12 protein-coding genes are annotated in these 13273 nt (G+C 63.9%); all 12 read left to right on the forward strand.

Annotated elements, in window-relative coordinates:
- Entirely contained in the window at positions 1-2007 is a 2007-nt protein-coding gene (gene nuoG, locus ACI6S0_RS04020; protein ID WP_434405017.1) for an NADH-quinone oxidoreductase subunit NuoG, read from the forward strand.
- The gene (gene nuoH / locus ACI6S0_RS04025) at positions 2004-3053 is read left to right on the forward strand and encodes an NADH-quinone oxidoreductase subunit NuoH (protein ID WP_434405019.1); all 1050 of its coding nucleotides are present in this window, start codon (positions 2004-2006) and stop codon (positions 3051-3053) included. Before nuoG ends, nuoH begins: the two co-directional genes overlap by 4 nt.
- Complete coding sequence (nuoI, locus tag ACI6S0_RS04030; protein WP_004211738.1) at positions 3050-3535, forward strand: NADH-quinone oxidoreductase subunit NuoI; 486 nt, start codon at positions 3050-3052, stop codon at positions 3533-3535. Before nuoH ends, nuoI begins: the two co-directional genes overlap by 4 nt.
- Before the next feature lie 29 nt (positions 3536-3564).
- Positions 3565-4176 (forward strand): NADH-quinone oxidoreductase subunit J, encoded by a 612-nt coding sequence (locus tag ACI6S0_RS04035; protein WP_004211740.1) that lies wholly within the window; start codon positions 3565-3567, stop codon positions 4174-4176.
- Positions 4173-4478 carry an NADH-quinone oxidoreductase subunit NuoK gene (gene nuoK, locus ACI6S0_RS04040; protein ID WP_004211745.1) on the forward strand — a complete coding sequence of 102 codons (306 nt, stop codon included), beginning with the start codon at positions 4173-4175 and terminating at the stop codon, positions 4476-4478. The genes ACI6S0_RS04035 and nuoK overlap by 4 nt, the downstream gene beginning before the upstream one ends.
- Before the next feature lie 10 nt (positions 4479-4488).
- The gene (nuoL, locus tag ACI6S0_RS04045) at positions 4489-6585 is read left to right on the forward strand and encodes an NADH-quinone oxidoreductase subunit L (RefSeq protein ID WP_434405023.1); all 2097 of its coding nucleotides are present in this window, start codon (positions 4489-4491) and stop codon (positions 6583-6585) included.
- Positions 6585-8138 (forward strand): NADH-quinone oxidoreductase subunit M, encoded by a 1554-nt coding sequence (locus ACI6S0_RS04050; RefSeq protein WP_007714750.1) that lies wholly within the window; start codon positions 6585-6587, stop codon positions 8136-8138. The genes nuoL and ACI6S0_RS04050 overlap by 1 nt, the downstream gene beginning before the upstream one ends.
- Positions 8138-9574 carry an NADH-quinone oxidoreductase subunit NuoN gene (gene nuoN / locus ACI6S0_RS04055; protein ID WP_004211750.1) on the forward strand — a complete coding sequence of 479 codons (1437 nt, stop codon included), beginning with the start codon at positions 8138-8140 and terminating at the stop codon, positions 9572-9574. The genes ACI6S0_RS04050 and nuoN overlap by 1 nt, the downstream gene beginning before the upstream one ends.
- Complete coding sequence (locus tag ACI6S0_RS04060; RefSeq protein WP_434405901.1) at positions 9571-10284, forward strand: biotin--[acetyl-CoA-carboxylase] ligase; 714 nt, start codon at positions 9571-9573, stop codon at positions 10282-10284. The genes nuoN and ACI6S0_RS04060 overlap by 4 nt, the downstream gene beginning before the upstream one ends.
- A 10-nt stretch (positions 10285-10294) precedes the next feature.
- On the forward strand, positions 10295-11077 hold the full coding sequence (locus ACI6S0_RS04065) for a type III pantothenate kinase (RefSeq protein ID WP_037507523.1): 783 nt from the start codon (positions 10295-10297) through the stop codon (positions 11075-11077).
- A complete protein-coding gene (locus tag ACI6S0_RS04070; protein ID WP_434405025.1) occupies positions 11074-12711 on the forward strand; it encodes a ribonuclease J in 1638 nt (545 codons plus the stop codon). The genes ACI6S0_RS04065 and ACI6S0_RS04070 overlap by 4 nt, the downstream gene beginning before the upstream one ends.
- A gap of 216 nt (positions 12712-12927) precedes the next feature.
- A complete protein-coding gene (locus tag ACI6S0_RS04075; protein WP_434405026.1) occupies positions 12928-13197 on the forward strand; it encodes a DUF1467 family protein in 270 nt (89 codons plus the stop codon).
- Positions 13198-13273 lie beyond the last annotated feature (76 nt).

Genomic DNA, 13273 nt, shown 5'->3' on the forward strand with positions numbered 1-13273 from the left:
ATGCCGAAGGTCAAAGTAGACGGCGTAGAACTCGAAGTCCCGGCGGGCGCCACAGTCCTCCAGGCTTGCGAGCAGGCGGGGAAGGAAATCCCCCGTTTCTGCTATCATGAGCGCCTTTCCATCGCCGGCAATTGCCGCATGTGCCTGGTCGAGGTGAAGCCTGGGCCGCCCAAGCCGCAGGCGTCGTGCGCGCTTCCGGCCACCGAAGGCCAGGAAATCCGCACCGACAGCGAAATGGTCAAGAAGGCCCGCGAAGGGGTGATGGAGTTCCTGCTCATCAACCACCCGCTGGATTGCCCGATCTGCGACCAGGGTGGCGAGTGCGACCTGCAGGACCAGTCGGTCGCCTATGGCCGTGGCTCGTCGCGCTATGACGAGAATAAGCGCGCCGTCACCGAGAAGAATATGGGGCCGATCGTCAAGACGGTCATGACCCGCTGCATCCAGTGCACCCGTTGCGTGCGCTTTGCAGAGGAAGTCGCGGGCGTGCCGGAAATCGGCGCCATCTATCGCGGCGAAAATATGCAGATCACCACCTATCTCGAACATGCCGCCAAGAGCGAGCTGTCGGGCAATGTGGTCGATCTCTGCCCGGTCGGTGCGCTGACCGCCAAGCCCTACGCTTTCGAAGCGCGTCCGTGGGAACTCAAGAAGACCCATGCGATCGACGTGATGGACGCGCTCGGCACCAACATCCGCCTCGACAGCCGTGGTCGTCAGGTGCTGCGCGCCGTGCCGCGCATCAATGATGACGTGAACGAGGAGTGGGCGTCGGACAAGACCCGTCACAATGTCGACGGTCTGGTCCGCAAGCGTCTCGACAAGCCGTTCGTCCGCAAGGATGGCAAGCTGGTTCCGGCGACCTGGGCGGAAGCCTTTGCCGCCGTCGCCGCCGTCCAGCATGGCGGCAGCGTCGCGGCGATCGCCGGTGACCTGCTCGACTGCGAAACCATGTTCGCCGGCAAGGCGCTGGTCGAAAAGCTCGGCGGTTCGCTGTTGGAAGGCCGTCAGACCGGCCTGTCCTACGACGTGTCGAGCCTGTCGTCGGTGGTGTTCAACACGCCGCTGGCCGATCTCGAAACCGCGGACGTCATCCTGCTGGTCGGCACCAACCTGCGCTGGGAAGCGCCGCTGGTGAACACCCGCATCCGCAAGGCGATCAAGAAGGGCGCGAAGGTCTTCGCCGTCGGTCCCGAATTCGATCTGACCTACAAGGTCGAATGGCTGGGCAATGACGCGTCGCTGCTGGCCAAGCTGCCGGACGCCGTGCTCGAAGCCTTCAAGGGCGCTGCCCGTCCGGCGATGATCGTCGGCGGCGGCGTGCTGGCCAAGGACGGCGCGCATGGCGACACGCTGGCGCTGGTCGAGACGCTGGGCCTGATCAAGGACGGCTGGAACGGCTACAATGTCCTGCACTTCGCGGCGGCCCGCATGGGCGGCCTGATGCTGGGCTATGCGACCAAGGGCGGCATCAAGGCGGTGGCTGCGGCCGCGCCGAAGCTGCTCTTCTCGCTGGGCGCCGACGAGGTCGACTATTCGGCCTTCGAGGGCAGCTTCAAGGTCTATGTCGGCCATCATGGTGACAAGGGCGCCCACGCGGCGGACGTGATCCTGCCGGGCGCAAGCTATGCCGAAAAGGCCGGCACCTACGTCAACCTGGAAGGCCGGGTGCAGTTCGGTGAAAAGGCCGTGTTCGCGCCGGGCGACGCCCGCGAGGACTGGTCGATCCTGCGCGCCCTGTCGGAAGCGCTGGGTGCCAAGCTGCCGTTCGACAGCTTCGACGCGCTGCGCGCCGAAATGGTCAAGGCGGTTCCCGCGCTGGGCGTCGAAGGTATCGCCGACTATGGTTGGTCGGTCCCGTCGCTGCCCACCGGTGCGACCGGCGAGCTGGGTTCGCCGATCAAGGATTTCTACCTCACCAACGCGATCTGCCGCGCCAGCCCGACGATGCAGCAATGCTCGGCCGAGCTGATCCATGGTGAAAGCTTCGCGGAGGCCGCAGAGTGACCGCTTTCTTCCAAGGCCTTGGCCTGCCTTTCGAGGGCGCCTGGCTGCTTTCGACCATTATCGGTATTCTGGTCATCGCACTGCCGCTGATGCTGGCCGTCGCCATGATCATCTATGCCGACCGCAAGATCTGGGCCGCCATGGCGCTGCGCCGTGGTCCCAACGTCGTCGGCCCGCTGGGCCTGCTTCAGTCCTTCGCGGACGGCCTCAAGGTCTTCCTGCAGGAAACCATCGTTCCCTCGGCGTCGAACAAGGCCCTGTTCCTGATCGCGCCGATCATCACCTTCACCGTGGCGCTGATGGCCTGGGCCGTCATCCCCTTCGGCGTCGGCGTGCTGGTGTCGAACATCAATGTCGGCCTGCTCTACATCCTCGCCATCTCGTCGCTCGGCGTCTATGGCGTGGTGCTGGCGGGCTGGGCGTCCAACTCCAAATATCCCTTCTACTCCGCGATCCGCGCCAGTGCGCAGATGATCAGCTATGAAGTCTCGATCGGCTTCATCCTGATCACCGTCGTGCTGTGGGCCGGCAGCTTCAACATGTCGGCGATCGTGGAAAGCCAGAAGGGGTATTATGGTTTCCTCAACGGCAACGGCTTCAACCCGCTGCTGTTCCCGATGGCGATCATGTTCCTGATTTCGGCCATGGCGGAAACGGCGCGCGCGCCGTTCGACCTTACCGAAGCGGAATCCGAACTGGTCGCGGGTTACCAGACCGAATATTCGTCGATGGCCTTCGCCCTGTTCTGGCTCGGCGAATATGCCAACGTCATCCTGATGTGCGGCCTCAACGCGATCCTGTTCTGGGGTGGCTATCTGCCGCCGTTCGACTGGGCGCCGCTGTACCTGGTGCCGGGCATCATCTGGTTCCTGCTCAAGATCGCCTTCTTCTTCTTCGTCTTTTCCTGGGTGAAGGCGACGGTGCCCCGCTACCGTTATGACCAGCTGATGCGGCTGGGCTGGAAGATCTTCCTGCCGACCTCGCTCTTCTTCGTCTTCCTGGTTTCGGGCTTCCTCATGCTGACGCGCTATGGAGGCGCACAATGAGCCTCGGTTACTACGTCAAAAGCTTCACCCTCTGGGAGTTCGTGAAGGCGCACTGGCTGACCTTGAAGTATTTCTTCAAGCCCAAGGCGACGATCAACTACCCCTATGAGAAGAACCCGATTTCGCCGCGTTTCCGTGGTGAACATGCGCTGCGCCGCTACCCCAACGGGGAAGAGCGCTGCATTGCGTGCAAGCTGTGCGAGGCCATCTGTCCGGCGCAGGCGATCACCATCGAGGCGCAGCCGCGCGACGATGGCAGCCGCCGCACCACGCGCTACGACATCGACATGACCAAGTGCATCTATTGCGGCTTCTGCCAGGAAGCCTGCCCGGTCGATGCGATTGTCGAGGGCCCGAACTTCGAGTTCGCGACCGAAACCCGCGAGGAGCTGATCTACGACAAGGCCAAGCTCCTGGAAAACGGTGACAAGTGGGAGCGCGCGATCGCTGCCAATCTTGCTGCCGATGCCCCCTATCGTTAAGCCGCCGGCGTCAAAGGGAATATGAACCTGTGATCCACGTCCTCGCCTTTTACCTGTTCGCCATTCTGGTGGTGAGCAGCGGCGCGCTCACGATATTGTCGCGCAACCCGGTCCACTCGGTCCTCTGGCTGATCCTGGCCTTCTTCAACGCTGCCGGTCTGATGATCCTGCTCGGCGCCGAATTCATCGCGATGCTGCTTGTCATCGTCTATGTCGGTGCGGTCGCGGTGCTGTTCCTGTTCGTCGTCATGATGCTCGACATCGACTTCGCCGAACTGCGCGCCGGCTTCGTCAGCTATCTGCCGTTCGGCCTGCTGATCGCGCTGGTGCTGCTGGCGGAAATCGTCCTGGGCATCGGCCTGTGGAGCGCCGGCCCGATCGAACTCGCGCAGCGTGCGGCCCCGGCCAATCCGGAACTTTCCAACATCCAGGCGATCGGCGGTATCCTCTACACCCGCTACATCTTCCTGTTCGAGGCGGCGGGTATCGTCCTGCTGGTCGCGATGATCGGCGCCATCGTGCTGACCCATCGTGCCCGTGGCGGCGTCCGTGGCCAGAATGTTGCCAAGCAGAACCGCCGTCGTCCGCAGGACGCCGTGCGCAACATCAATCAGCCCGTGGGGCAGGGGGTGGAGCTGTGATCGGCCTTCAACATTATATGGTGGTCAGCGCCATCCTCTTCGTGATGGGGGTGCTCGGCATCTTCATCAACCGCAAGAATGTCATCATCATCCTGATGGCGATCGAGCTGATCCTCCTCAGCGTGAACATCAACCTCGTCGCCTTCAGCGCCTTCCTGGGCGATCTGGTGGGCCAGGTCTTCTCGATGTTCGTGCTGACCGTCGCGGCGGGTGAAGCGGCCATCGGCCTCGCCATCCTCGTCATTTACTTCCGTGGTCGCGGCACCATCGCCGTCGACGATGTCAACCGGATGAAGGGCTGAGCCAAATCCCATGATCCAGCTTATCGTCCTTCTCCCGCTGCTCGCCGCAGCCATCGCCGGCCTAGGCAACAAGGCCCTGGGCAAGATCCCGGCGAAGATCGTCACGACTGGCGCGCTGTTCGCAGCCTGCGCCATGTCCTGGCCGATCTTCATCAGCTTCCTGACCGGCCACGCCGAACCCTATGTCGCGCCCGTCTTCACCTGGATCGAAAGCGGCAGCTTCGACGCCCAGTGGGCGCTGCGGGTCGACACCATGACGGCGGTCATGCTGGTGGTCATCACCAGCGTGTCCAGCCTCGTCCACCTCTATAGCTGGGGCTATATGGACGAAGAGCCGGATCAGCCGCGCTTCTTCGCCTATCTCTCGCTCTTCACCTTCGCGATGCTGATGCTCGTGACCGCGAACAATCTGCTGCAGATGTTCTTCGGTTGGGAAGGCGTGGGTCTGGCCTCCTACCTGCTGATCGGTTTCTGGTTCCGTAAGCCCTCGGCCAACGCGGCCGCGATCAAGGCGTTCGTCGTCAACCGCGTCGGCGACCTTGGTTTCATGATGGGCATTTTCGGCACCTATCTGGTGTTCAATACCATCTCGATCCCGGAAATCCTGGAAATGGCCCCGTCGATGGCGGGTTCGACCATCGGCTTCCTGGGTCACCGCTTCGACACCATGACCGTGCTCTGCCTGCTGCTGTTCATCGGCGCGATGGGCAAGTCGGCGCAGCTCGGCCTTCACACCTGGCTTCCCGACGCGATGGAAGGCCCGACCCCGGTGTCGGCGCTGATCCACGCGGCCACCATGGTCACCGCCGGCGTCTTCATGGTCTGCCGTCTGTCGCCGATGTTCGAAATGTCGCCGACCGCGCTGACCGTCGTCACCTATGTCGGTGCCGCCACCTGTCTGTTCGCTGCCACCGTCGGCACCGTGCAGACCGACATCAAGCGCGTCATCGCCTATTCGACCTGTTCGCAGCTGGGCTACATGTTCTTCGCGGCCGGTTGCGGCGCCTATGGCGCGGCGATGTTCCACCTCTTCACCCACGCCTTCTTCAAGGCGCTGCTGTTCCTGGGCGCCGGCTCGGTCATCCATGCGATGCACCATGAGCAGGACATGCGCTACTATGGCGGCCTGCGTAAGAAGATCCCCGTGACCTTCTGGACCATGACGCTCGGCACTCTCGCCATCACGGGCGTCGGCCTGCCGCTCGTCGGCGTCGGTTTCGCCGGCTTCTATTCGAAGGACGGCATTCTCGAAGCGGCCTTCGCTTCGGGCGGTGCGGGCATCGGGGCCTATTATGTCGGCGTGTTCGCCGCGCTGCTGACCAGCTTCTACAGCTGGCGCCTGGTCTTCCTGACCTTCTTCGGCAAGCCGCGCTGGACCCAGTCGGAACATATCCAGCATGCCCTCCATGACTCCCATGGGCACGACGATCACGGCCACGGCCATGACGATCACGCCCATGCCGGCCATGATCATGACGATCATGCCCATGCCCACGCCGATCATGGCCATGACCATCATGCCCATGACGCTGGCGACGGCACCGGTGGCTACCACCCGCATGAAAGCGGCCTGGTCATGCTGATCCCGCTGCTCGTGCTCAGCCTGGGCGCCGTGTTCGCCGGCTTCGTCTTCCACGACCAGTTCATTGGTCCGGAAGGGGGCATCGAGTTCTGGAAGGGCGCGCTCGCGTTCGACAGCCACCTGATGCACGCCGCGCATGAAGTGCCGACCTGGGTCAAGTTCGGTCCGTTCACCGTGATGCTGACCGGCCTGGTCATTGCCTGGCTCGCCTACATCAAGAACACCGACTGGCCGCGGCGCTTCGTCGCCACCTTCGGCGCCCTGCACCAGTTCCTGCTGAACAAGTGGTATTTTGACGAGCTGTACAACTTCCTGTTCGTCAAGCCCGCCTTCGCCATCGGCCGCTTCTTCTGGCAGTTCGGTGACGTCGGCTTCATCGACCGCTTCGGCCCCAACGGGCTGGCTGCTCTGGTCGTGCAGGGCAACAAGATCACCCGTCGGCTTCAGTCCGGCTACCTCTACACCTATGCGCTGGTGATGCTGATTGGCCTCGCCGCGGCTGCAACCTGGGCGATGACACGATAATGGACGGCTTCCCCATCCTCTCCCTGATGATGGCAGTGCCGATGGCTGGTGCCATCGCCTGCCTCTTCGCTGGCGCCAATAATGCGCGCTGGATTGCGCTGATCGCCACGCTGGTCGATCTGGTCCTGGGCATCGTCCTGTGGGTCAATTTCGATCAGTCGGGCGCCGGCGCCCAGTGGCAGTTCACCGAATATGCGCCGATCTTCGGCCGCTTCGCGTGGGCGCTCGGGATCGACGGCATCGCCTTGCTGCTGATCGCGCTGACCGTGTTCCTGATGCCGATCTGCATCGGCGCCAGCTGGAACGCGATCAACAAGCGCGTCGGCGAATATATGGCGGCGTTCCTGTTCATGGAGGTGCTGATGATCGGCGTCTTCACCGCGCAGGATCTCTACCTCTTCTACATCATGTTCGAAGCCGGCCTGATCCCGATGTATCTGATCATCGGTATCTGGGGTGGTGCGAACCGTATCTACGCCTCGTACAAATTCTTCCTCTACACGCTGCTCGGCTCGGTCCTGATGCTGATCGCGATGATGTGGATGGTGCATGAGGCCGGCACGACCCGCATTCCCGACCTGATGGCCTACAACTTCGATCCGAAGATCCAGATCTGGCTGTTCCTGGCCTTCTTCGCCAGCTTTGCGGTGAAGATGCCGATGTGGCCGGTCCACACCTGGCTGCCCGACGCGCACGTTCAGGCGCCGACCGCCGGTTCGGTCATCCTGGCAGGCGTGCTGCTGAAGATGGGTGGCTATGGCTTCATCCGCTTCTCGCTGCCGATGTTCCCGGAAGCCTCGGCGCAGCTCGCGCCCTGGGTCTGGGGCCTGTCGATGGTCGCCGTCGTCTATACCAGCCTCATCGCGCTGGTTCAGTCGGACATGAAGAAGCTGATCGCCTATTCGTCGGTCGCGCACATGGCGATCGTCACCATCGGTCTGTTCGCCTTCAACCAGGCGGGCCTGGAAGGTGCGATGATGGTCATGCTGGGCCACGGCCTGGTGTCGGGCGCGCTGTTTCTGTGCGTCGGCGTCATCTATGACCGCCTGCACACCCGTGAGATCAACCGCTATGGTGGCCTCGCGATCAACATGCCGCGCTACGCCGTGCTGTTCCTGCTCTTCACCATGGCTTCGGTCGGTCTGCCGGGCACCAGCAACTTCGTCGGCGAATTCCTGTCGCTGATGGGCATCTATCAGGTTTCGACCTGGGCGGCGCTGATCTGCACCACCGGCATCATCCTGGGTGCGGCCTATATGCTCTACCTCTATCGCCGCATCTGCTACGGCGATCAGGTGAACGCCGATGCCGCCGCCATGCCCGACCTGTCGGCGCGTGAAATCTGGCTGCTCGCCCCGATTGCCGCGGCGGTGCTCTGGATGGGCGTCTATCCGGAAAGCTTCCTGGCCCCGATGCGTCCCGACATCCGCGCGCTCGAAGCGCGTCTCGCCCCTGCGGCTCCCGCAGGAGATTCCCAGATCAAGATGGGTGCGCCCAAGCCGGTAGGCGAGGGCCATCATGAAGAAGCCGCTGCGCACGGGGAGGCGCACTAATGATCGAAACCGCTTCCCTTCTGGCCGTATTGCCGGAACTCATCCTCACCGGCTCCGGCCTGGTGCTGATGCTGATCGCCGCCTTCGGTGGTGACCGCTCGACCCATGCCGTCAACTGGCTGGCGGTGCTGGCACTGCTCGCCGCCGGCCTCAGCCTCTGCACCTCGATGGCGCATGGCCCGGTCGCGTTCGACGGCCTGGTCCGTGCCGACGCCTTCTCGGTCTATGCCAAGGCGCTGATCTATGGCGCGGCCGGTGCGGCTATCCTGCTGGCCCCGCGCTTCTTCGCCACCGGCGGCGCGCTGCGTCCCGAATATGCCGTCCTGATCGTCTTTGCCGCCATCGGCATGGGCATGATGGTCTCGGCCGGCGACATGCTGACGCTCTATGTCGGCCTGGAAATGAACAGCCTTGCGTCCTACGTGCTGGCCAGCTTCATGCGCCAGGACGAAAAGTCGTCGGAAGCGGGCCTGAAATATTTCGTGCTCGGTTCGCTGGCCAGCGGCATCCTGCTCTACGGCATCTCGCTGCTCTACGGCTTCACCGGTTCGACCGCGTTCGACGGCATCGCCATCGCCATGGGTGACGGCGTGTCGAAGGGCGAACTGTTCGGCCTGGTCTTCGTGCTCGCGGGCCTTGCCTTCAAGATCAGCGCCGTGCCGTTCCACATGTGGACGCCCGACGTTTATGAAGGTGCGCCGACGCCGGTCACTGCCTTCTTCGGCAGCGCGCCCAAGGTCGCCGCGATGGGCCTGATGGTCCGCGTTGCGATCGAAGCGCTCGGCCCGGCCGGTCTCGACTGGCAGCAGATCATCATCTTCGTTGCGCTCGCGTCGATCCTGTTCGGTGCGGTTGCGGCGATCGGCCAGACCAGCATCAAGCGTCTGATGGCCTATTCGTCGATCAACAATGTCGGCTTCGCGCTGGTTGGCCTCGCCGCCGGCACGCCCGCCGGCGTCGCCGCGACGATGAGCTACATGGCGATCTACGTCGTCATGACCATCGGCGCCTTCGCCTGCATTCTTCAGATGCGGGATGCCGACGGCAAGCCGGTCGACACGATCGCCAGCCTTGCCGGCCTGTCGCAGTCGCGCAAGGGCCTGTCGGCCGCCTTCGCGATCTTCATGTTCTCGATGGCCGGTATCCCGCCGCTGTTCGGCTTCTGGGCGAAGTTCCTGGTGTTCGATGCCGCGGTCGCTGCCAACCTTACCGCGCTCGCCGCCTTCGGCATCGCCATGTCGGTGATCGGCGCCTTCTATTATCTCAAGATCATCAAGACGATCTATTTCGACGAGCCGGCCGCGCCCTATGAGGCGAAGGGCGGGGCGGTCGAAAACATCATCATGGCCGCCTGCGCCATCGTGATCGTCTTTGGTTATCTGCTCAACCCGCTGCTGGACAAGGCCAGCGCGGCTGCGGCGGCTTCGCTGTTCTGACGCAGTTTCGCACCGTAGAAGAAACCGGTTCCACCAATGCCGACATGCTGGCATTGGCGGAGCAGGGTGAAACCGAGGGCCTCTGGCTGCGCGCAAAGCGACAGTCCGGAGGCCGCGGTCGTTTGGGCCGGGCGTGGGAAAGCCCGGTCGGCAATCTCTATTGCTCGACCCTGATCCGGCTGCAGCCGGGCGACCCGATGGCGCACACGCTGGCGCTGGTCGCGGCGAACGCCGTCCATGCGCTGGTCGCGCCGCTCTGTGCCGGGCAGGCGCGGATCAAATGGCCCAATGACATATTGGTCGATGGCGCGAAGATCGCCGGCATCCTGCTGGAACGCACCGGCGATGCCGTGGTCGTCGGCATCGGCATCAACGTCACCCATTTTCCTGAAGGTCTCGACCGTCCGGTCACCAGCCTCGCAGCCCAGGGCGCGGGCGGGGAGGGGGCGGATGCCGCGGCGCTGCTGGAGCGCCTCGCCCAGCTTTTCGGCCATTGGCTGGCGATCTGGCGCGCGCAGGGGCTCGATCCGGTGCGCACCCACTGGCTGCTCAACGCCCACCCGACCGGCACGCCGATGCGTGTCGTCCAGCCCGACGGCGACGTGGTGGAGGGTGGCTTCGGCACGCTCGACAGCCAGGGCATGTTGATCCTGCGCTTGGCGAATGGCGACACCCGTGCCATTCATGCCGGCGATATCTTTCTCATCTGAGGGTTCGGCCATGCTTCTCGCGATCGACGCGGGCAACACCAATGTCGTTTTCGCGCTGCTCGACGGGCGTGAGATCAAGACGCGCTGGCGCATCGCCACCGACCCGCGCCGCACGGCTGACGAATATGCGGTGTGGCTGAACCAGCTCTTGATGCTGGAAGGCTATGCCATGGCCGATGTCGACGCGGTGATCGTCGCCACGGTCGTGCCGCGTGCGCTCCACAATCTTCAGGTGCTGGCCGACAAATATTTCAAGACGACGGCGCTGGTTGCCGGTCAGTCACCGGTCGATTGGGGCATCGAACTGGACGTGGCGGAACCGGCCTCGGTCGGCGCCGACCGGGTTGTAAACGCGATCGCGGCCCACCATCTTTATGAGGGCGACCTGATCGTCATCGACTTCGGCACGGCGACGACCTTCGACGTGGTGGATTATCGCGGCGCCTATAAGGGCGGCATTATCGCGCCGGGCATCAACCTGTCGCTCGATGCGCTGGTGGCGGCCGCGGCCAAGCTGCCCCGCATCGCGATCGCCCCGCCGGAGAACCGATCGGTTATCGGTCGGACCACGGCCGACGCCATGCTGATCGGCGTCTTCTGGGGCTATGTGGCGATGATGGAGGGGCTGGTCGCCCGGATGCGCGCCGAGATCGGCCGCCCGACCAAAGTGATTTCGACCGGAGGACTCGCCGTCCTCTTCAATGACAATAGCGATATTTTCGATGCGATCGCGCCCGACCTGACGATCCAGGGCCTCGCATTGCTGTACGAACGGAGTTTACAGACAGAATGACACCCAAGGACGAGCTGCTCTTCCTGGCCCTCGGTGGCTCGGGCGAGATCGGCATGAACGTCAATCTTTATGGTTGCCAGGGCAAATGGGTCATGGTCGATCTCGGCCTGACCTTTGCCGACCCGCTTTATCCCGGCGTCGAACTGGTGTTGCCCGACCTTGCCTTCATCGAGGAGCGCAAGGACGACCTGCTGGGCATCGTGCTGACCCATGGCCATGAAGATCATATCGGCGCCATCCCCTATCTGGCGGCGGACCTGGGCGTGCCGCTCTATGCCACGCCCTTCACCGCCGGCCTGATCCGGCTGAAGCTGGAGGAAGAGGGCCTGACCAAGGAGGTGAAGCTCCACGTCATCGAGAATGAAGGCAGCTTCAATCTCGGCCCGTTCGGCTTCCGCTATGTGCCGCTGGCGCACTCGATCCCGGAGGGCAATGCCGTCCTGATCGACACGCCGCACGGCCGCATCTTCCACACTGGCGACTGGAAGCTGGACGCCGCCCCGCTGCTCGGACAGCCCTCCACGCCGGAGGAGCTGACCGCGATCGGTGACGAGGGCGTGCTGGCTCTGGTGTGCGACAGCACCAATGTCTTCAATCCAGAACCATCGGGTTCTGAAAGCACGGTGCGCGATGGCCTGATGCAGACCGTCGCGGCAGCCAAGGGCCGCGTGCTGGTCACCACCTTCGCGTCGAACGCTGCGCGCGTGCAGACGCTGGGCGAGGTCGCGGCCGCCACCGGGCGCAAGCTGTGCGTCGCCGGCCGCTCGCTCGATCGCATCATCAGCACCGCCAAGGCCGCCGGCTATCTCAAGGATTTCCCGCCGCTGGTCGCCTGGGACGATGCGATGGACCTGCCCCGCTCGGAAGTGATGTTCATCGCCACCGGCGGCCAGGGCGAGGCGCGCGCCGCCCTGTCGCGCATCGCCTTTGACAGCCACCCGATCAAGCTGGCCGAAGGCGACACCGTCGTCTTCTCGTCCAAGCAGATTCCGGGCAATGAGATAGCGATCGGCCGCATTCAGAATGCGCTGGCGACCAAGGGCATCATCATGGTGACCGACCGCCAGGCCGAGGTCCATGTCTCGGGCCATCCGGGCCGCCCGGAACTGGAATCCATGTATCGCTGGATCCGCCCCGCCATCCTGCTGCCGGTCCATGGCGAGCGTCGCCACATGGCGGAGCAGGCGCGGCTTGGCCTCGCCACCGGCATCCCGGATGCCGTGGTGCAGTCAAACGGCGACCTGCTGCGCCTGGCGCCGGGCAAGCCGACGATCATCGGCCATGAGGATACCGGCCGTCTGGTCCTCGACGGCGATGTCATCCTGCCCGCCGACGGCGCGACCATGAACGAACGGCGCAAGCTCGGCCTGCACGGCCAGATCAGCGTCGCCGTGGCACTCGATGCCAAGAACCGGCTGATCGGCGAACCCGTGCTGCGCACCCAGGGCGTGCCGGTGGAGGAAGACAAGGATGCCTTCCTCGCCGAAGCGGCCGAGGAAGCGGCCGCCGCCGTCGCCAAGGGTTCGATGGAGCAGGAAGCCCTGCGGGAACGCCTGCGCCTCGCCGTGCGCCGTACCGCCACCCGCTGGACCGGCAAGAAGCCGATCGTCGACGTACTGCTGATCCGCGGATGATTTAGGCCAGACTGCCGTTCGCGTCCGACCTTTGGGCAGATGCGGACGGCGCTTTCGCGCGTAGCCGGAAACATCTGGAGCGAGATGACGGCATGGGTTGATCTCATATCATCTCGCTCTAGGCTCGGGCAGATCAAAGTTGAATCGTCATGGCAATCGAAGCGCCGCGATGACGGGAGAGGATAGGGGCATGCGCTGCAATAACGGGCGGGCCGGATGAACTGGTACGCCATCTTCGCCATCTATGTGCTGTTCTGGGTGATCAGCGCTTTCCTCGTCCTGCCCTTCGGCCTGCGCACGCCCGACGAGACGGGGGAGGTGCTGCTGAAAGGCCAGGCGGACAGCGCCCCCAGCAACTTCCGCCCCGGCCGCGTCATACTCCGCGCCACCCTGCTCTCGGCCATCCTGTTCGGCCTCTATTATGCCAATTATGTGCAGGGCTGGGTCACGATCGACAACATCCCCGGCCTCCATCCGCCACGCTGAGCGGGGATGACGGAGTTGGGGGGGGGTAGGGGACTGTCGGCTTTCAATCAGATATCTTAACTATCAGACGCTGACA

This window comes from Sphingobium sp. DN12 (genome assembly GCF_051058005.1).
Classification (GTDB): Bacteria; Pseudomonadota; Alphaproteobacteria; order Sphingomonadales; family Sphingomonadaceae; genus Sphingobium; species Sphingobium yanoikuyae.